Raw genomic sequence first — 19,693 nt, 5'->3', positions numbered from 1 at the left:
GCGTCAGGCCTTTTTCTTCACGGGCCGCTTCCAGCCCTCGATGGTCGATTGCTTCACCCGCGTGAGCGCGAGCGCGCCCTCGGGCACTTCGCGCGTGATCGTCGCGCCTGCGCCTATGGTCGCGCCTTTGCGCACCGTCACCGGCGCGACGAGCTGCGTGTCGGAGCCGATGAACACGTCGTCCTCGATGATCGTGCGATGCTTGTTGGCGCCGTCGTAGTTGCACGTGATGGTGCCTGCGCCGACGTTGACGTTGCGCCCGACGCTGCTGTCGCCGATATACGCGAGGTGGTTCGCTTTCGAGCCGGTCGCGATCTCGCTCGCCTTCACTTCCACGAAGTTGCCGATGTGCACGTCCTCGGCGAGCCGCGTCCCGGGACGGATGCGCGCGTAAGGACCGAGCTTGCAGTTGGCGCCGATCGCGGCCGAATCGAGATGGCAGAACGCTTCGACCCTGGTGCCGGGTGCGATCGAGACGTCCTTGATCACGCAATTCGGTCCGATGCTGACGCCGTCGGCGAGGCTCACCGTGCCTTCGAAGACGCAGTTGACGTCGATATACACGTCCGCGCCGCAGGTGAGGGAGCCGCGCACGTCGATGCGCGCCGGGTCGGCGAGCGCGACGCCTTTTTCGAGCAGGCGGTCGGCGCACGCACGCTGGTAGATGCGCTCGAGTTGCGCGAGCTGCGCGCGGCTGTTCACGCCCAGCGTCTCGGCGGTATCGGCGACCTCGACCGCGACCACCGGCACGCCGTCGCCCTGAGCGAGCTTCACCACATCGGTGAGATAGTACTCGCGCTGCGCGTTGTTGTTCTCCAGCCGCCCGAGCCAGCGCTCGAGCTTGGCCGTCGGCAGCGCCATGAGCCCGGTGTTGATCTCGCGGATCGCGCGCTGGGCTTGCGAAGCGTCCTTCTCCTCGACGATCGCGGCGACGCGGCCGTCCTGCCTGCGGATGATGCGGCCGTAACCGAACGGATCGTCGAGCGTCGCGGTGAGCACCGCGACGCCGTCGCGCGCGTCGGCGACGAGCCGCTTCAAGGTCTCGCCGCGAATCAGCGGAACGTCGCCGTACAACACGACGGTGACGTCGGCATCGCTCAGGACCGGCAGCGCCTGCTGAACCGCGTGCCCGGTGCCGAGCTGAGGCTCCTGCCGCGCAAAAGCGAGCTCGGGCCGGGCGAGCGCTTCGCGCACCCGTTCACCGCCGTGGCCGTAAACCACGCACACCTGCCGCGGCGCGAGCACGTCGGCGGCCGCGATCACGTGCTCGATCATCGGCCTGCCCGCCAGCGGATGAAGCACCTTGGGCAGTTGCGAATGCATGCGCTTGCCCTGACCCGCGGCAAGGATGACGACGTTCACGGCCATCTGGAAATTATCTCATAGGGTCTATGTGGACCTGCCGGGGACAGCGCACTTGTGCCGCTCTGGAAATGCAAAAAGGCGGCCCTGCGGCCGCCTTTCCGTGCGACGTTCGTGAGATATCGCACGAACGCGAGCTTGACGACGCTCAGCGCCGACCGCGCAGCTTCTGGATCGCCGCGAGCTGCGCGACCGCGGTCGCGAGCTCCGCCTGCGCCCTCGCGATCTCGAGCTTGCCGGAGCGGTTCGCCATCGCCTCCTCGGCGTGGCGCTTGGCTTCGAGCGCCTTCGCCTCATCGAGGTCGTGACCGCGGATCGCCGTGTCGGCGAGCACGGTGATCGCTTTGGGTTGGACTTCCAGGATGCCGCCCGCGACGAAGATCAGCTCTTCGGCACCGCCGCCCGCCGGCTTGATGCGCACCTGCCCCGCGCGGATGCGGGTCATGAGGGGGGTGTGGCGCGGATAGATCCCGAGCTCGCCGCCTTCACCCGGCAGCACGACGAATTCCGCCTCGCCCGAGTAGATCGACTCTTCGGCGCTGACGACGTCCACGTGGATGGTATTAGTTGCCATGGCTTTCGAGGTGAAACGTAAAACGTGAAACGTGAAACGGATTCGAGGTCCGCGTCAGGTCCACGTTTCACATTTCACTTTTCACGTTTCACTGAAGGGTCTTCGCTTTCTCGAACGCTTCCTCGATCGCGCCGACCATGTAGAAGGCCTGCTCGGGGAGAGCGTCGCACTCGCCGTTCACGATCATCTTGAAGCCCTTGATCGTGTCCTTGAGCGAGACGTATTTACCGGGCGACCCGGTGAACACTTCCGCGACGAAGAACGGCTGCGACAGGAAGCGCTGGATTTTCCGGGCGCGGGACACCGCGAGCTTGTCCTCGGGCGAGAGCTCGTCCATGCCGAGAATCGCGATGATGTCGCGCAGCTCCTTGTAGCGCTGGAGCGTCGACTGCACCGCGCGCGCGACTTCGTAGTGCTCCTCGCCCACGACGTGCGGGTCGAGCTGGCGCGAGGTCGAATCGAGCGGATCCACCGCGGGGTAGATGCCGAGCGCCGCGATGTCTCGCGACAGCACGATCGTCGAGTCGAGGTGACCGAAGGTCGTCGCCGGCGAGGGGTCGGTCAGGTCGTCCGCGGGCACGTACACCGCCTGGATCGAGGTGATCGAGCCGGTCTTGGTCGAGGTGATGCGCTCCTGGAGACGGCCCATCTCTTCCGCCAGGGTCGGCTGGTAACCCACCGCCGAGGGCATCCGGCCGAGCAGCGCGGACACTTCGGTGCCGGCGAGGGTGTAGCGGTAGATGTTGTCGACGAAGAACAGCACGTCGCGGCCTTCATCGCGGAAGTACTCCGCCATGGTGAGGCCGGTCAGCGCGACGCGCAGGCGGTTGCCGGGCGGTTCGTTCATCTGGCCGTAGACCAGCGCCACCTTGTCGAGAACGTTCGACTCGGTCATCTCGTGATAGAAGTCGTTGCCCTCGCGGGTGCGCTCGCCGACGCCGGCGAACACCGAGTAGCCCGAGTGCTCGATCGCGATGTTGCGGATCAGCTCCATCATGTTCACGGTCTTGCCCACGCCGGCGCCGCCGAACAGGCCGACCTTACCGCCCTTGGCGAACGGGCAGACCAGGTCGATAACCTTGATGCCGGTCTCGAGCAGGTCCTGCGAAGGCGCGAGCTCGTCGAACTCGGGCGCCTTGCGGTGGATCGACGCGGTCTTCTCGGCGCCGATGTCGCCTTTCTCGTCGATCGGGCGGCCGAGCACGTCCATGATGCGGCCAAGGGTCTTGGCGCCCACCGGCACCGAGATCGGCGCGCCGGTGCTGACCACTTTCAGCCCGCGGCGCAGGCCGTCGGTGGAGCCGAGGGCGATGGTGCGCACCACGCCGTCGCCGAGCTGCTGCTGCACTTCGAGGGTGAGCTGCGAGTCCTCGGCGTCGAGGCGGAGCGCGTCGAAAACGCGGGGCATCGCGTTGCGCGGGAATTCGACGTCGATGACGGCGCCGATGCACTGGACGATCGTGCCTGCTGTCTGAGCTTGTGCCATATGTAGGTAGTCCTGACTGTGCTGTATTCGTTTAAACCGCGGCCGCGCCGCCCACGATCTCCGAAAGCTCCTTCGTGATCGATGCCTGGCGCGACTTGTTGTAGACCAGCGTGAGCTCGTCGATGACGTTGCCGGCGTTGTCCGACGCCGCTTTCATCGCCACCATCCGCGCCGACTGCTCGGAGGCCATGTTCTCCGCGACCGCCTGGTAGATGAGCGCCTCGATGTAGCGCTTCAGCGTCTCTTCGAGCACGAGCCCCGCATCCGGCTCGTAGATGTAATCCCATGCCCCGGTGGGCGTCGCGGCCGCGGCTTCCTGCGACACCGCGATCTGCTCGGTGGAGAGCGGCAGGAGCTGCTCCATCACCGGCTCCTGCTTCATCGTGTTGATGAAGCGCGTGTAGAAGATCACGAGGCGGTCGAAGCGGTTCTCGATGTAACCGTCGAGCATCACCTTCACCGCGCCGATCAGCTTGTCCATCTGCGGACGGTCGCCGATGCCGGTGACGTGGGAGATCACGTTCGCGCCGAGGCGCTGGAGGAAGCCGAGCCCCTTGCTGCCGATCGCGCACGCGTCGATCTGCTCGCCCTCGCCTTCCCACTCGCGGATCTTGTTGAGGGCGAGGCGCAGCACGTTGGTGTTGAGACCGCCGCACAGGCCCTTGTCGGCGGTGACCACGATGATGCCGATGCGCTTGACCGTGTCCTTGTCGGTCAGGAACGGATGGCGGTACTCGGGGTTGGCGTGGCTGATGTGCGCGGCGATGTTGCGGATCTTCTCGCCGTACGGACGCGCCATGCGCATGCGCTCCTGCGCACGGCGCATCTTGGACGCGGCGACCATCTCCATCGCCTTGGTGATCTTGCGCGTGTTCTGCACGCTCTTGATCTTGGTGCGGATCTCTTTGGATCCAGGCATTGCTGTTCCTTAATTGACGTGACGGGCGACGCCCGGAACGTCATCCCCGCGAAGGCGGGGATCCATTGTTGAGGTCAAAATGGATTCCGGATCGCGCCGTCGGCGCGTCCGGAATGACGAGCTGTTTAGAACGTCGCGCTCTGTTTCCAGTCCTTCATCGCCGCCTGCAGCTTGTCCTCGTCGTCCTTCGACAGGTCCTTGGTGTCCTCGATGCGCTGCACGAGATCGCCGTACTTGCCCTTGACGTAGTCGCGCATCGACTTCTCGGCCGACAGCGCTTTCTTGACGTCGATGTCGTCGAAGTAGCCGTTGTTCACCGCGAACAGCGTCAGCGCCATCTCCCAGACCTGGAGCGGCTCGTACTGCGGCTGCTTCATGAGCTCGGTGACCATGCGGCCGCGCTCGAGCTGCTTGCGGGTGGCTTCGTCGAGGTCGGACGCGAACTGCGCGAAGGCCGCGAGCTCGCGATACTGCGCGAGCGCCAGACGCACGCCGCCGCCGAGCTTCTTGATGACCTTGGTCTGAGCCGCGCCGCCGACTCGCGACACCGAGATGCCGGCGTTGATCGCGGGACGGATACCGGCGTTGAAGAGGTCGGTCTCCAGGAAGATCTGGCCGTCGGTGATCGAGATCACGTTGGTCGGCACGAACGCGGTCACGTCGCCGGCCTGCGTCTCGATGACGGGCAGCGCGGTGAGCGAGCCGGTCTTGCCCTTGACTTCGCCCTTGGTGAACTTCTCGACGTATTCCTCGTTCACGCGCGCGGCGCGCTCGAGCAGGCGCGAGTGGAGGTAGAACACGTCGCCGGGATACGCTTCGCGGCCCGGGGGTCGGCGCAGCAGCAGCGAGATCTGGCGATACGCCCACGCCTGCTTGGTCAGGTCGTCGTAGATGATGAGGGCGTCCTGGCCGCGGTCGCGGAAGTACTCGCCCATGGTGCAGCCGGAGTAGGGGGCGATGTACTGCATCGCGGCCGAGTCCGAAGCCGAGGCGGCGACGACGATGGTGTAATCCATCGCGCCGTGCTCTTCGAGCTTGCGGATCACGTTCTTGATCGTCGAGGCTTTCTGGCCGACCGCGACGTACACGCAGATCAGGTCCTTGCCCTTCTGGTTGATGATCGCGTCGACGGCCACCGCGGTCTTGCCGGTCTGGCGGTCGCCGATGATCAGCTCGCGCTGGCCGCGGCCGATCGGCACCATCGAGTCGATCGCCTTCAGGCCGGTCTGCACCGGCTGCGACACCGACTTACGCGCGATCACGCCCGGCGCCACTTTCTCGATGACGTCGGTCATCTTGGCGTTGACCGGGCCCTTGCCGTCGATCGGCTGGCCGAGGGCGTCGACCACGCGGCCGATCAGCTCGGTTCCGACGGGCACTTCGAGAATGCGGCCGGTCGTCTTGACGATGTCGCCTTCGGTGATGTGCTCGTACTCGCCGAGCACCACCGCGCCCACCGAGTCGCGCTCGAGGTTGAGCGCGAGGCCGAAGGTGTTGCCGGGGAACTCGAGCATCTCGCCCGCCATGACGTCGGCGAGCCCGTGGATGCGGCAGATACCGTCGGTGACCGAGATCACCGTGCCCTGCGTACGCGCTTCGATCGTGCCGCCGAGGTTCTGAATCCGGCTCTTGATGAGCTCGCTGATCTCGGAAGGATTGAGTTGCATGCTTTACTCCCTAACGTTAGTGCGCGAGCGCGGCGCGCATCGCGTCGAGCCGTCCGCGCACCGTGGCGTCGATGACCTTGTCGCCGACGAGGATGCGGGCGCCGCCGATGAGCGCGGGGTCGACTTCGACCGCGACGTTCACGCGACGCTTGTATTTGGCTTCCAGGGCCGAGACGAGCGGGCGCACCTGCGCGTCGTCGATCGGCATGGCCGAGACGATGCGCGCTTCGAGCACGCCTTCGTGCTCGCGCCTGAGCTCCTCGTACTGGGCGCGGATCTCGCCGACGAGCCCGAGCCTGCCGTTGGCGATCAGCACCTGCACGAAGTTGCGGCCGGGGCCGTCGAGGCGCTCGCCGAACGCGCCGAGCAGGACGCTTTCGAGCGCCGTGTCGGACACGTTGGGATCGTGGAGGCGCGAGGCGAGGCTCTCGTCGGAGACCGCCGCGTCGAGCAGCGCCAGCGTGTCCGACCAGCGCGTGAGATCGTTGCTCTCGAGCGCGATCCTGAACGCCGCTTCGGCGTAGGGCCGGGCGATGGTTGCGAGCTCGGCCATGGCTTAGAGCTGGCTCTGCACGCTGGCGAGCAGGTCCGCGTGCGTCTTCTGATCGACCTCGCGGCGCAGGATCTGCTCCGCGCCGGCGACGGCGAGCGAGGCGACCTGCTGACGCAGCGACTCGCGGGCGCGCGAGACTTCCTGGTCGATCTCGGCCTTGGCGGCGGCGACGAGGCGCGAGCCTTCTTCGTTCGCGGCGAGCTTGGCTTCCTCGACGATCTGGCTCGCCCGCTTCTCGGCCTGCGCCATGATCTCCTGCGCCTTGTCGCGCGCTTCCTTGAGCATCGCCTCGGTGCGCACCGCGGCCTGCTGCAGGTCCTGCTTGCCGCGCTCGGCGGCCGCGAGCCCTTCGGCGATCTGCTTCTGGCGCGCGTCGATCGCGTTGGCGAGATGCGGCCACACGAACTTGGCGGTGAACCAGATGAAGAGCGCGAAGGTGATGGCCTGCGCGAGCAATGTGAGATTGATGTTCATAGCGTCCTCACGCGCCGCCGTATCGCGACGCGAAGCGGTTCGTGATTAGCTGACGACGGCGAGCAGCGGGTTGCCGAACGCGAACAGCATCGCGAGACCGACGCCGATGATGAACGACGCGTCGATCAGGCCGAGGAGCAGGAACACTTTCGCCTGGAGCGCCGGGATGAGCTCGGGCTGGCGGGCGCCGGCTTCGAGGAAGCGCGAGCACATGATGCCGATGCCGATACACGCGCCGGCGGCGCCGAGACCGATCATGAGGCCGATCCCGATGCTGGTGTAAGCCTGGATCATGGCCAGAAGTTGCATCTTTTCCATCTTCTTTCCTTTCGTTACTTTCGAGCGGGTTGGTTTTGAAACGCGTCAGTGGCTTTCGTGGGCCATCGACAGATAGACGATCGTGAGCATCATGAAAATGAACGCCTGCAGCGCGACGATCAGGATGTGGAAGATCGCCCAGCCCAGGCCGAGCACGGAGCCGAAGATCGTGCCGTAGAGGCTGGTCGAAGCCCACAGCCAGAGCAGCAGGAAGATGATCTCGCCCGCGTACATGTTTCCGAAGAGACGCAGGCTGTGCGAGAGCGGCTTGGAGATGTACTCGACCATGTTGAACAGGAAGTTCGCCGGCCACAGCAGCGGGTTCTTGCCGAAGGGCGCCGTGAAGAGCTCGTGGACCCAGCCGCCGATCCCTTTGACCTTGATGCTGTAGAAGATCATCAGCACCCACACCGACAGCGCGAGCGCGAAGGTGGTGTTGACGTCGGCGGTCGGCACCTGTCGCCAGTTGTGCTGATGCAGGACGTGCTCGTAGAACAGCGCCATGATGTCGACGGGCAGGAAGTCCATCGCGTTCATCAGGATCACCCACACGAACACCGTGACCGCGAGCGGCGTTATGAAGTGACGGCTGCCGTGGTAGATGCCTTTGACCTGGTCGTCGACGAAGTTCACCGTGAGCTCGACGAAGGCCTGTCGCTTGCCCGGAACGCCCGCGGTGGCGTTGCGCACGACGAGCCACATGAAGCCGAAGGCGACGATACCGAGGAAGATCGAGGTGAAGAGGCTGTCGATGTAGAGGTCCCAGAACGGCGAATCGCCGAACGAGATCTTCTGAAACGTGAGGTGGTGTCCGATGTATGAAGTCGGAGTGAGTGCTTGTTCCGCCGCCATCTTGAATCCCGCTTTTTAGCTGTTACCTGCTGTGCCGCCCGCTGCATCTGCTCAATTGCGTCCGCGTCCGCGCTCGCGCACGAAGATCGCCGCGCTGAAGAAGATCACCGTGAGGACGAACGTCCCGAAGAACGGAGCGAGCAGCAGGGGCTTCACGTACGCCAGAACCAGCCAGAGCTGGACGACGATGAGGGCCACCTTGCCCGCTTCGGCGCGCATCATCGCGATGAGCGCCTCGCCTGCGGTGCGCTTCCTGCTGTGCGTCGCCACCACACCGAATACCGCACCCGCCGTGATGTTGACGAGACCGCCGAGGAGCGCGGAGAGCGCGCCCGGCAAGCCCATCAGGATTCCGGCGATTAATGCGATCGCGGCAGTCGCATAACACTGCCACTTGAGGACGGTGCGGATCGGCCTGCCTTCGATCAGCAGTGCCACGCGCGTTATCACCCGCAATAAAACCGTGGAATTATACGGGGTTGCGTCGACGCTAGTCAAAAGGCTGTACGGCGAAAGACCGGTTCGCGCGCATACGCTACGACGGGCGGCGCGTGGCTGCTATTGGACTTTGGACCCGATGCCGCTTAAGCGGACCCTAAGCGCGCGAGGAGCTGATCGAGCTCGTCCAGGGTGCGATAAGACACGACGAGCTTGCCGCCGCGCTTGCCTTTGCTCTTGATCTCGACGCTGGTGCCCAGCCGCTGCGACCATTCCTCTTCGAGCCGCGCGACGTCGCGGTCGACGCGGCGCTTCGGCGTCTCGCGATCCGGACTTTTCTGCGCGTCGGCGACCCGCTGCTCGACGTCCCGCACGGTGAGGCCTTTGGCCGCCGCCACGCGCGCGAGCTCGATCTGCCGGGTCACCGGCAGCGCGAGCAGCGCGCGCGCGTGGCCCATGTCGATCTTTCCTTCCGCGAGCAGCTCGCGAACGGGCGGTGCGAGCTCGAGCAGCCGCAGCAAATTGGTGACCGCGGTGCGCGAGCGGCCGAGCGTCTCGGCGATCTGCTGGTGCGTGAGACCGAATTCCTGGGTGAGCCGCTGGATGCCCAGCGCCTCTTCGAGCGGATTCAGGTCCTCGCGCTGGATGTTCTCGATGAGCGCGGCGGCCAGCGCCTGCTGGTCGGGGATGTCCTTGACCAGCGTCGGCACCGCCGTCAGACCGGCGAGCCGCGCCGCGCGCCAGCGGCGCTCGCCGGCGACGATCTCGTAGCCGCCGTCCCTGAGCGGCCGCACGAGTATGGGCTGCATGATGCCCTGGCTCTTGATCGACTCGGCGAGCTCCGCCAGCGGCGCTTCGTCCATGATCGAGCGCGGCTGGTATTTGCCGGGCTGAAGCTCGTCGATCCCCAGCGTGCGCAATCCGTCCTGCGCCTCCTTGGCCGGCGCCGGTTTGTCGTCGATGCCGCCGCCGAGCAGCGCGTCGAGACCGCGTCCCAGCCCCTTGGGTTTCACCATCACGATACCTCTTGCAGCTGCGCCGTGCGGTTGAGCATCTCGCCCGCGAGCGCGAGATAGGCCTGGGCGCCTTTTGAAGACTTGTCGAAGCCGAGCACCGGCAGCCCGTGGCTAGGCGCTTCCGCGAGCCGGATGTTGCGCGGGATGACGGTGCGATAGACCTTGTCGCCGAAATGCTGGATGAGCTGCGCCGACACCTGCTGCGCGAGGGTGTTGCGCGGGTCGTACATCGTGCGCAGCAAGCCTTCGATCTCGAGCGTCGGGTTGAGATGCGCGCGCACCTTCTTCACCGTCTCGACCAGATCCGACAGCCCTTCGAGCGCGTAGTACTCGCACTGCATGGGGATCATCACCGCGTTCGCGGCGGTGAGCCCGTTGACCGTCAGCAGGTTGAGCGCGGGCGGACAGTCGAGCAGCACGAAATCGTACTGATCGCTGATCGGCGCGAGCGCTTCCTTGAGCCGGATCTCGCGGCGCTCGATGTCCACCATCTCCACTTCCGCGCCGGCAAGCTCGCGGTTGGCCGGGAGGACGTCGTACTCGCCGGAGGGCGCGCGCACCCGCACGTCCGCAGCCGACCGCTCGCCGATGAGGACTTGATAGACGGTGGACTGGAGCGAGCGTTTGTCGATGCCGCTCCCCATCGTCGCGTTGCCCTGCGGATCGAGGTCGACGAGCAGCACGCGGCGCTTCGCGGCGCCGAGGCTCGCGGCGAGATTGACGCTCGTCGTCGTCTTCCCGACGCCGCCTTTCTGGTTGGTGACCGCGAGTATGCGGCTCATGCGGCGCGCTCGATCAGCACGAGATGCCTTTCGGCGTCGACGCCGGGAACGGCGAGCGGCACGACCGCCCGCGCGCGGTATGCCGCCGGCATACGCGAAAGCTCTTCATCCGGAGATATCCCTTTCATCGCGACGAGCACGCCGCCGTCGGCACACAATCTCCCCGCCGCCGATACGAAATCGGCGATCTCCGCGAAGGCGCGCGAGATGACCACGTCGAAGCGCTGCGCCGGGTCCCAACTTTCCACCCTGACGTTGACCGCGCACACGTTCGCGAGCGAAAGCTCGATCGCCGCCTGCTGCTGGAAGCTCGTCTTCTTCTGGTTGCTGTCGAGCAAAGTCACCTCGAGGTCGGGCCGTGCGATCGCGAGCGGTATGCCGGGCAGCCCCGCACCGCTGCCCACGTCGAGCAGCGTGCGCCCCTTCAGGTGCGGCAACACCGCCAAGCTGTCCAGTATATGGACGCAGGCCATGTCGCCCTGATCGCGCACTGCCGTCAGGTTGTACACCCGATTCCATTTCGCGATCAGCGCGACGTATCGGAGCAACTTGTCCGGTACATCGCCGGACGCGGGTAACCCCAGCTTCTCGAGCCCGCTCGCGAGCCTGCGCTCGCCGCTCATGCCGATTTCTGTTCAGTCTCGGCGAAGCCGCGCTTCAAGTGCACGAGGAGGATCGAGATAGCCGCCGGCGTGACGCCGGAGATGCGCGCCGCCTGCCCCAGCGTCTCGGGCCGGTGCTGGTTGAGCTTCTGCTGCACCTCGATCGAGAGCCCGCGCACCGTCCGGTAATCGATATCCGGGGGAAGGCGCGCGTTCTCGTTGTCGAGGTTGCGCTCGATCTCTTCCTTCTGGCGCTCGATGTAGCCGTGATACTTCGCCTGGATCTCGACCTGCTCGGCGGCCTGCGCGTCCGTGAGACCCGGGCCGGCGCCGGGCAGCGTCATCAGCGATGCATACGTGACGTCGGGCCGGCGCAGCAGCGACTGCAGCGTGTATTCGCGCTCGAGCGGCTGACCGAGAACGCGCGTCGCCTCGTCGACGCTGACGATCTTCGGGTTCACCCAGGTCGCTTTCAGCCGCGCCTGCTCGCGGGCGATCGCTTCGCGCTTGGCCTCGAACGCGGCCCAGCGCGCATCGCCGATGAGGCCGAGCTTGCGGCCGGCTTCGGTCAGGCGCAGGTCGGCGTTGTCCTCCCGGAGCTGAAGGCGATATTCGGCGCGGCTGGTGAACATGCGGTAAGGCTCGGACACCCCGCGCGTGATGAGATCGTCGACCAGTACGCCCAGATACGCTTCGTCGCGTCGGGGGCTCCAGGGCTCCGCGGCCTTCGCCGCACGCGCCGCATTGAGACCCGCGAGCAGCCCCTGCGCGGCGGCTTCCTCGTAGCCCGTCGTGCCGTTGATCTGTCCGGCGAGGAACAATCCGGCGATCACCTTGGATTCGAGAGACGCTTTCAGCGCGCGCGGATCGAGGTAGTCGTACTCGATCGCGTAGCCCGGCCGCGTGATGTTCGCGTGCTCGAGGCCGTCGATGGAGCGCACGAGCTCGAACTGCACGTCATACGGCAGGCTCGTCGAAATTCCGTTCGGATAGAACTCGTTGACCGTCAGCCCTTCGGGCTCGAGGAAGATCTGGTGCGACGCCTTGTCTGCGAAGCGATGGATCTTGTCTTCGATCGACGGACAGTAGCGCGGGCCCACGCCTTCGATGACGCCGGTGAACATCGGCGAGCGGTCGAGACCGCCGCGGATGATGTCGTGCGTGCGCGCGTTGGTGTGAGTGATCCAGCACGGCAGCTGCTGCGGGTGCTGCGAAACCGACCCCAGAAAGGAGAACACCGGCGCCGGGTCGTCGCCGGGCTGCTCGGTCATCGCCGCGAAATCGATGCTGCGGCCGTCGATGCGCGGCGGCGTGCCGGTTTTGAGCCGTCCGACCGGGAGATTCAGCTCGCGGAGGCGTCGCGCGAGGCCGACCGCCGGCGGATCCCCTGCCCGACCGCCTTGATAGTTCTGGAGCCCGACGTGAATCAGCCCGGAAAGGAACGTCCCGGTGGTCAGGACGATCGCCCTCGCTTCGAAGCGCACGCCGATCTGGGTGACCGCGCCGACCACGCGGTCGCCGTCCAGAACGAGGTCATCGACCGCCTGCTGAAAAATGCGCAGGTTCGGTTGATTTTCGAGCCGCCGCCGGATCGCCTGCTTGTAGAGCACCCGGTCGGCCTGGGCACGGGTCGCGCGGACCGCGGGGCCCTTGCGCGAATTGAGGATGCGGAACTGGATGCCGGCTTCGTCGGTGGCGGCGGCCATCGCGCCGCCCAAGGCATCGACTTCCTTGACCAGGTGGCCCTTGCCGATGCCGCCGATCGACGGATTGCACGACATCTGGCCCAGCGTCTCGACGTTGTGGGTCAGCAGCAGCGTCGAACAGCCCATGCGCGCGCTCGCCAACGCCGCCTCGGTGCCTGCATGGCCGCCGCCGACAACGATAACGTCAAATTTTTCAAGCGCTTGCGACATGGGCGAAGTGTGGTCCTTCGGGGGCGGAATGATAGCGGATTTAGAACTTCGGCACTACCGCTGCCGGCGATGTTTCACGTGGAACATGGGCGCGAGGCCTCATGTTTCACGTGGAACATTTGCTCTGGCCTGAATCAAATCACCATGGAATCCCGGATCGAGTCCGCTACCGCGGACAGGTCCGGGATGACGCGCCTGCCGACGCGTCACTTACCGATGCAGAATCTAGAGAAAATCTCGCCCAGAAGATCGTCCGCGGTGAATTCGCCGACGATGGCGGCCAGGCGCTCGTGCGCGAGCCGCAGCTCTTCGGCGAAAAGCTCTACCGTCCGCTGTTGGTCGTGCGCCCGTCCGAGGTGCTCGGACGCGGCGCGCAGCGCCTGCAGGTGCCGCTCGCGCGCGAGAAACGCCGTTTCCGCACGTCCTTCCCAGCCGGCGATCGCGAGCAGCACCTGCCGCAGGTCCTCGATTCCCGCGCCGCTCCGCGCGGACAGGCGGACCACCGCACCGTCCTGCGTCGGGTCGACCCCCGGCGTGTCCCCCGTGAGATCGATCTTGTTGATCACGCGGATTCGCGGCACTTCGGGCGGAATGCGCTCGACGAGTCGATCGCGAGCGGCGTCGTCCGAACGAGTGACGTCGGTGAGCAGGACCAACGCGTCCGCTTCGTCGATCGCCTTCCACGTGCGCTCGATCCCGATCTTCTCCACCGGGTCGTCCGATTCCCGCAAGCCTGCGGTGTCGACGATATACGCGGGCACGCCGCCGAGATCGATCGCCTGGCGGATCGTGTCGCGCGTCGTGCCCGGAACGTCGGTGACGATGGCAAGCTCCTCCCCTGCCAGACGGTTCAGCAGGCTCGACTTGCCGACGTTCGGCGGTCCGGCGAGCACCACATGCAGGCCTTCGCGCATGAGGCTGCCCTGGCGCGCCGCGCGCAGGACCTCATCGAGCAGGCTGCGCAGCGACGCGAGCCGGCGCGCAGCGTCCTCCCGATCGAGGCTGTCGATCTCTTCTTCCGGAAAGTCGAGCGTCGCCTCGACCAGCATCCTCAATTCGACGATCGCGGCATCGAGCGCATGCACCCGCGCCGAGAATTCGCCCTGTAACGAGCGCACCGCACAGCGCGCCGCCTGCGCGGTCGAGGCATCGATGAGGTCGATCACGCCTTCGGCCTGCGCGAGATCGAGCTTGCCGTTCAGGAAAGCGCGCCGCGTGAACTCGCCGGGCTCGGCAACACGCGCGCCGAGCTCCACGCAGCGCTGCAGCAGGAGGCGCAGCACGACGGGGCCGCCGTGGCCGTGGAGCTCGAGGACGTCTTCGCCGGTGTAGGAACGGGGCGCCGCGAAGTAAACCGCGATGCCTTCGTCGATCGGTTCGCCGGCCGCGTCGCGGAAGACCCGCAAGGCCGTGCGCCGCGGCGTCGGCGCGCTTCCGGTCAACGCCTCGGCGAAGGCGCCGAGGGCTTGACCGGAAACGCGGACGATGCCGATGCCGCCCCGCCCCGGCGCCGTGGAGATGGCGGCGATGGTGTCCCGTTCGCGCATCGGGACGCCGTCAGCCGCCGCGGTGGCGGGCTTCACGGCTTAGCTCTTCTTCGCCGCCGCGGGCTTCGCGGGGCCTCCGAGCCTGCGGTTGATGTTCCATTGCTGGAGGATGGAGAGCACGTTGTTGACGAGCCAGTAGAGCACCAGACCCGCCGGGAAGAAGAAGAAGAATACCGAGAACGCGATCGGCATGATCTTCATGACCTTCGCCTGCACCGGATCGGGCGGTTCAGGGTTGAGGCGGGTCTGGATGATCATGGTCGCGCCCATCAGGATGGGCAGGAGCCCGATCGGCGCTCCGAACCACGTGCCGAAGAGCGTATCGGGCCGCGAGAGATCGTGAATCCAGAGCATGAAGGGCGCGTGCCGCAGCTCCACGCTCGCGAGGAGCACCCAGTAGAGCGAGATGAAGACCGGGATCTGGACGACGATCGGCAGGCAGCCCCCGAGCGGATTGATCTTCTCGGTCTTGTAGAGCTCCATCATCGCCTGCTGCATGCGCTGGCGGTCGTCGCCGTACTGCTCCTTCAGGCGCTGGAGCTTCGGCGCGACGACGCGCATCTTCGCCATCGACTTGTAGCTTGCTTCCGACAGCGGATAGAAGAGCAGCTTGATGATCACCGTGAGGATGATGATCGCCGCGCCCCAGTTGCCGACGAAGGCGTAGATCTTCGACAGGATCCAGAAAAGCGGCACTGCGATGACCGTGAGCCAGCCGTAGTCGACCGACAGATCGAGCCCGGGCGCGATCTGGGCGAGCCGGTCCTGCTCCTGCGGCCCGGCGTAGAGCGGGACGTCGACCGTGGCCGTGGCGCCCGGCTGGATCGCCGGCGCCGGCACTTTCACGCCCGCGGCGTAGAGATTCTGATTGTCGAGCTTGCGCGCGTAGAACTCGCGCGGCGAGCCGTTCTTGGGCAGCCACGCCGCGAGGAAGTAATGCTGGAGCATCGCGATCCAGCCGTCGTTGCTCGACTTCGGATACGACGCCTTGTTCTTTTCGATGTCCGAGAACGGAACCTTGTGGAATTTCTCGGCTTCGGTATAGACGCCCACGCCGGTGAAGGTCGGGACCATGGACGAGTCGCCCGCCGGCGGCTTGTCGTCGCGGAGCACCTGCGTATAGACGAACGGCTGTATCGCCGCCGAGCCGCCATTGGTGATCTCGAAAGCAACGTCGATCAGGTAGCTGCCGCGGTGAAAGCGGTAGATCTTCGCCACCTTCACACCGTTCACCGGCGCAGCTTCGAGCCGCACTTCCACCGTATTCGACCCTGCCGCCAGCTTGTATTGCGTCGCCTGCGCGGTGAACGGCGTCAAATGATTGGGTAGTTCGCCGCCAGTTAGCCCCGATTGAGCGACGTAGACGTGATCTGGCCGCTGTTCAAAGAGGACAAAATTCTTTTTCTCGTCCTCGACGGCGCGGTGATGGAGGAATTCCAGGCGCCGCAAGTCGCCGCCCAGCGTGCTGATCTCGGCACGGTAGACATCGGTCTCGACGAGGATGGGCGTTCCGCCCGTCGGCAAAGCGGCGGGCGCTGCCGCGGGCGCGCTCGCGACGGTCGCAGTCGCCGCCGGCACCGCGGCATTCGGCGTTGCGGTCGGCGTCGACGGCACGCTCGCATCTTTGTGCTGGGCGGTCGCGGCCGGTTTCGAAGGTGCCGGCGGGTGCTGATCCCGCTGCCATGCGTCGACGAGCATGAACAACGACATCGCGAAGACGATGATGAGGATGAAGCGTTGAGGAGAATCCATCACTGATGCCCGTGAGGTACGGCACCGGCCGCTGCGGCGTCGCCGCTGTCGGCGGCTCGCTTCGCGGCATTGTCGGTACGAGCCCGGTCGGCCTTGCAACGCCGTCCGAGACTGTCCAGCAGGCCGCGGAGCTCGGTGCGCACCGCTTCGTTGTTCTGACCGCGCAGATCGCTGCGCAGCTGTATGGTCACGTCAAAGGGTCCGAATGCGGCTGCACCGGCCCGGAAGACTTCTCTGACGAGGCGCTTCGCGCGGTTGCGGTCCACCGCGCGCTTGGCGGCTTTGCGTCCGGCGATGAGCCCCAGGCGGGGCGCCTCGACGCTGTTGGGTATGGCCCGCGCCACGAAGCTCCTGCTCGATACCCGCACTCCGGACCGGAGCACGGCCTCGAACTCGCCGGGCCGGCGTAAGACCCCGGCCCGGGCTTTCGCGCGCCGCGTCACATGCGCGGGAGCCGCGAGCGTGTGTCCTAAACCGCGAGGCGTGCGCGGCCCTTGGCGCGGCGCGCGTTGATGACGGCACGGCCGCTCTTGGTCTTCATGCGCGCGCGAAAGCCGTGGGTGCGGGCGCGACGGGTCTTCGAGGGCTGATAAGTTCGCTTCATGGTTAGGCCTTGCGGGAGGGGGCTGAAAAACTTGCTATTACACCCCGTAGGCCGCTGACCTGTCAATCATTTCAGCCACTGCTCCGAGCGTGCCTCGACGCCGGTTTCGCTTGTGGATAACTCGGTCCGATCGGCGTAAAATCGAAGGTCCGCAAAGCCGCCCTTCCCAGGGGCAAGAACAAGTTATTTCCACGTGATGAACAGCTTCTGGCGCCACTGCCTCGCCCATTTCGAGCAGGAACTCCCACCGCAACAATTCACCACCTGGATCAAGCCCTTAAAGTGCGAGACCGACGGCGCTACCGTCGTCCTGACCGCCCCCAACCGGTTCGTTTTGCAGTGGATCCGGGACAAGTTCTACGCCCGCATCCAGGAGCTCGCCGCGGAGCAGTTGAAAGGTGCGGTCGAGGTGCGCCTGCTGCTGGCCGAAAAAGAGCTCTCCGCCCCCGCCGTGCACGTGCCCGCGGCCGCCGAGGTCCCCCAGCCCAAGCCCTCCCGGGACGTTTCCCGGCTGAATCCGAGCTTCACCTTCGAGAGCTTCGTGACCGGCAAGGCGAACGAGCTCGCCCGCGCCGCCGCGGCCCAGGTCGCCGAGCGCCCCGGCGCCGCCTACAACCCCCTCTTCATCTACGGCGGGGTCGGCCTCGGCAAGACGCACCTGATCCACACGATCGGCAACCAGCTCCTGTCGCGCGCGCCCGAGAGCAAGATCCGCTACATCCATGCCGAGCAGTACGTGTCCGACGTGGTACGCGCCTACCAGCACAAGGCCTTCGACGACTTCAAGCGCTATTACCACTCGCTCGACCTGCTGCTCATCGACGACATCCAGTTCTTCAGCGGCAAGAGCCGCACGCAGGAAGAGTTCTTCTACGCCTTCAACGCGCTGATCGAGTCGCACAAGCAGGTCGTCATCACCTGCGACACCTATCCGAAAGAGATCGCGGGCATGGAGAACCGCCTGATCTCGCGCTTCGGGTGGGGTCTCACCGTCGCGGTCGAGCCGCCCGAGCTCGAGATGCGCGTGGCGATCCTCTTGAAGAAAGCGGAAGCCGAGAAAGTCGAACTCGAGCAGTCGGTCGCGTTCTTCCTCGCCAAGCACATCCAGTCGAACGTGCGCGAGCTCGAAGGCGGATTGAAGCGCGTGCTCGCCTACTCGCGCTTCTCGGGACAGGAGCTTTCGATCGATCTCTGCCGTGAAGCGTTGAAGGATCTGCTCGCGGTGCAGAACCGTCAGATCTCGATCGAGAACATCCAGAAGACGGTCGCCGACTACTACAAGATCAAGGTCTCCGAGATGTATTCGAAGAAGAGGAGCCGCAACGTCGCGCGACCGCGCCAGGTCGCGATGGCGCTCGCCAAGGAGCTCACGCAGCTCTCGCTGCCCGACATCGGCGAAGCCTTCGGCGGCCGCGACCATACCACCGTGCTGCACGCGTGCAGGAAGATCGCGGACCTGCGGTCGAGCAACAGCGACATCACGCGCGACGTCAACTCGCTCCTGAAAGTGCTACGCAGTTGAAATCCGCTGGACAGATTGTGGATAAGCGGCTGATCGAGGCGAACGCTGTTTTCGCTCCACAATCGCTCCCGCATTCATCCTTGGGTTCATCCACACGCTCGCGTGACGGCAAATGCATGATGCGCAACGCTTCTCGCGCTCATCCACAGAAAACCGGCATGCTTATTAGAACTACTAAATTAAAGAAGTAACTTATGAAACTTCTTCAGATCGACCGCGACGCGTTATTGAAACCCCTGCAGGCGGTCACGGGGATCGTCGAGAAGCGCCACACGCTTCCGATACTGTCGAACGTCCTGCTGGAAAAGAAAGCCGATCACCTTCGGCTCGTCGCCACCGACCTCGAGATCCAGGTCCTGACACGCTGCGAGACAGGCAAGGGCGGCGCCGACGACCAGCAGCTCACCGTCAGCGCGCGCAAGCTCCAGGACATCCTGCGCTCGATGCCCGAAGGGACGTCAATCGCGCTGGACGCGCAGAACAACCGGCTCCAGGTCAAAGCCGGTAAGAGCCGCTTCAACCTGCAGACGCTGCCGGCGGCCGACTTCCCCCTGCTCGCCGATTCGGGCGCGCCGCTCACCACGGTCACCATCGCGCAGAAAGCGCTCAAGGATCTCCTCCTCCTGGTGCAGTTCGCCATGGCGCAGCAGGACATCCGCTACTACCTGAACGGCATGCTGATCGTGCTCGAGGGGACCCAGATGAAAGTCGTCGCGACCGACGGCCATCGGCTGTCCTACGCCAGCGGGGCGATCGACAAGCAGGACGAGAAGCGCGAAGTCATCCTGCCGCGCAAGGCGGTGCTCGAGCTGTCGCGGCTGCTCGGCGATACCGATGAGCCGGTGGCGATCGAGCTCTTCGCCAACCAGGTGCGCTTCCGCTTCGCCGACGTCGAGCTCACCACCAAGGTGATCGACGGCAAGTTCCCCGATTACACCCGGGTGATTCCCACGAACTATCAGAAGCATATCGCTGTCAATAGAGTGTTGCTCCTGCAGGCTCTCCAGCGCGCTGCGATCCTCTCGAACGAGAAGTTCAGGGGCGTGCGCTGGATGCTCATGGAGAACGGCCTGCGCATCTCCTGCACGAACAACGAGCAGGAAGAAGCCCAGGAAGAGCTCGAGGTCGACTACAGCGGTGACGCGCTCGACGTCGGTTTCAACATCACGTATCTCCTCGACGTGCTGAACAACGTCGACGCCGAGTGCATCGACTGCGCCTTCGGCGACGCGAACAGCAGCATGCTCGTCACCCTCCCCGAGCGGGCCGATTACCGCTACGTCGTCATGCCGATGCGCATCTGACCGCC

The 19,693-nt window shown here is 65.5% G+C and carries 20 protein-coding genes; 2 read left to right on the top strand and 18 right to left on the bottom strand.

Annotated elements, in window-relative coordinates; genetic code table 11:
• Positions 1–3 precede the first annotated feature (3 nt).
• From glmU to rpmH, 18 genes are all read right to left on the bottom strand, one after another.
• Positions 4–1,362 (bottom strand): bifunctional UDP-N-acetylglucosamine diphosphorylase/glucosamine-1-phosphate N-acetyltransferase GlmU, encoded by a 1,359-nt coding sequence (gene glmU / locus VHP37_08560; protein ID HEX2826382.1) that lies wholly within the window; start codon positions 1,360–1,362, stop codon positions 4–6.
• Positions 1,363–1,510: 148 nt separating this feature from the next.
• On the bottom strand, positions 1,511–1,936 hold the full coding sequence (locus VHP37_08555; GenBank protein HEX2826381.1) for a F0F1 ATP synthase subunit epsilon: 426 nt from the start codon (positions 1,934–1,936) through the stop codon (positions 1,511–1,513).
• A gap of 88 nt (positions 1,937–2,024) precedes the next feature.
• Positions 2,025–3,422: a F0F1 ATP synthase subunit beta gene (gene atpD, locus VHP37_08550; GenBank protein ID HEX2826380.1), complete on the bottom strand. Its 1,398-nt coding sequence runs from the start codon at positions 3,420–3,422 to the stop codon at positions 2,025–2,027.
• A 31-nt stretch (positions 3,423–3,453) separates the two neighbouring features.
• Positions 3,454–4,341 (bottom strand): F0F1 ATP synthase subunit gamma, encoded by an 888-nt coding sequence (gene atpG / locus VHP37_08545; protein ID HEX2826379.1) that lies wholly within the window; start codon positions 4,339–4,341, stop codon positions 3,454–3,456.
• Positions 4,342–4,466: 125 nt separating this feature from the next.
• On the bottom strand, positions 4,467–6,008 hold the full coding sequence (gene atpA, locus VHP37_08540) for a F0F1 ATP synthase subunit alpha (GenBank protein ID HEX2826378.1): 1,542 nt from the start codon (positions 6,006–6,008) through the stop codon (positions 4,467–4,469).
• Positions 6,009–6,024: 16 nt separating this feature from the next.
• On the bottom strand, positions 6,025–6,561 hold the full coding sequence (locus VHP37_08535) for a F0F1 ATP synthase subunit delta (protein HEX2826377.1): 537 nt from the start codon (positions 6,559–6,561) through the stop codon (positions 6,025–6,027).
• Between the two features lie 3 nt (positions 6,562–6,564).
• Positions 6,565–7,035: a F0F1 ATP synthase subunit B gene (locus VHP37_08530; protein HEX2826376.1), complete on the bottom strand. Its 471-nt coding sequence runs from the start codon at positions 7,033–7,035 to the stop codon at positions 6,565–6,567.
• Positions 7,036–7,080: 45 nt separating this feature from the next.
• Complete coding sequence (atpE, locus tag VHP37_08525) at positions 7,081–7,344, bottom strand: F0F1 ATP synthase subunit C (protein HEX2826375.1); 264 nt, start codon at positions 7,342–7,344, stop codon at positions 7,081–7,083.
• A 54-nt stretch (positions 7,345–7,398) separates the two neighbouring features.
• The gene (atpB, locus tag VHP37_08520; GenBank protein ID HEX2826374.1) at positions 7,399–8,205 is read right to left on the bottom strand and encodes a F0F1 ATP synthase subunit A; all 807 of its coding nucleotides are present in this window, start codon (positions 8,203–8,205) and stop codon (positions 7,399–7,401) included.
• A gap of 51 nt (positions 8,206–8,256) precedes the next feature.
• Positions 8,257–8,643, bottom strand: a complete 387-nt coding sequence (locus tag VHP37_08515) for an ATP synthase subunit I (protein HEX2826373.1) — start codon at positions 8,641–8,643, stop codon at positions 8,257–8,259.
• A gap of 146 nt (positions 8,644–8,789) precedes the next feature.
• A complete protein-coding gene (locus VHP37_08510) occupies positions 8,790–9,665 on the bottom strand; it encodes a ParB/RepB/Spo0J family partition protein (protein ID HEX2826372.1) in 876 nt (291 codons plus the stop codon).
• Positions 9,659–10,441 (bottom strand): ParA family protein, encoded by a 783-nt coding sequence (locus tag VHP37_08505; protein ID HEX2826371.1) that lies wholly within the window; start codon positions 10,439–10,441, stop codon positions 9,659–9,661. Before VHP37_08505 ends, VHP37_08510 begins: the two co-directional genes overlap by 7 nt.
• Positions 10,438–11,064 (bottom strand): 16S rRNA (guanine(527)-N(7))-methyltransferase RsmG, encoded by a 627-nt coding sequence (gene rsmG / locus VHP37_08500; protein HEX2826370.1) that lies wholly within the window; start codon positions 11,062–11,064, stop codon positions 10,438–10,440. Before rsmG ends, VHP37_08505 begins: the two co-directional genes overlap by 4 nt.
• Positions 11,061–12,959, bottom strand: a complete 1,899-nt coding sequence (mnmG, locus tag VHP37_08495; protein ID HEX2826369.1) for a tRNA uridine-5-carboxymethylaminomethyl(34) synthesis enzyme MnmG — start codon at positions 12,957–12,959, stop codon at positions 11,061–11,063. Before mnmG ends, rsmG begins: the two co-directional genes overlap by 4 nt.
• Positions 12,960–13,165: 206 nt before the next feature.
• Positions 13,166–14,506, bottom strand: a complete 1,341-nt coding sequence (gene mnmE, locus VHP37_08490) for a tRNA uridine-5-carboxymethylaminomethyl(34) synthesis GTPase MnmE (GenBank protein HEX2826368.1) — start codon at positions 14,504–14,506, stop codon at positions 13,166–13,168.
• A gap of 39 nt (positions 14,507–14,545) precedes the next feature.
• Positions 14,546–16,258, bottom strand: a complete 1,713-nt coding sequence (gene yidC / locus VHP37_08485; GenBank protein ID HEX2826367.1) for a membrane protein insertase YidC — start codon at positions 16,256–16,258, stop codon at positions 14,546–14,548.
• Entirely contained in the window at positions 16,258–16,701 is a 444-nt protein-coding gene (gene rnpA, locus VHP37_08480) for a ribonuclease P protein component (GenBank protein HEX2826366.1), read from the bottom strand. The genes yidC and rnpA overlap by 1 nt, the downstream gene beginning before the upstream one ends.
• A gap of 26 nt (positions 16,702–16,727) precedes the next feature.
• Positions 16,728–16,862, bottom strand: a complete 135-nt coding sequence (gene rpmH / locus VHP37_08475) for a 50S ribosomal protein L34 (protein ID HEX2826365.1) — start codon at positions 16,860–16,862, stop codon at positions 16,728–16,730.
• Positions 16,863–17,058: 196 nt separating this feature from the next.
• Between rpmH and dnaA the strand changes: the two genes are divergently transcribed.
• Positions 17,059–18,384: a chromosomal replication initiator protein DnaA gene (gene dnaA / locus VHP37_08470; GenBank protein ID HEX2826364.1), complete on the top strand. Its 1,326-nt coding sequence runs from the start codon at positions 17,059–17,061 to the stop codon at positions 18,382–18,384.
• A 194-nt stretch (positions 18,385–18,578) separates the two neighbouring features.
• Positions 18,579–19,688: a DNA polymerase III subunit beta gene (gene dnaN, locus VHP37_08465; GenBank protein ID HEX2826363.1), complete on the top strand. Its 1,110-nt coding sequence runs from the start codon at positions 18,579–18,581 to the stop codon at positions 19,686–19,688.
• The last annotated feature ends 5 nt before the right edge of the window (positions 19,689–19,693 follow it).

The organism is Burkholderiales bacterium (genome assembly GCA_036262035.1).
Classification (GTDB): domain Bacteria; phylum Pseudomonadota; class Gammaproteobacteria; order Burkholderiales; family SG8-41; genus JAQGMV01.
The sequence above is the reverse complement of the archived record's forward strand: the minus strand, read 5'-3'. Positions and strand labels throughout refer to the sequence as shown.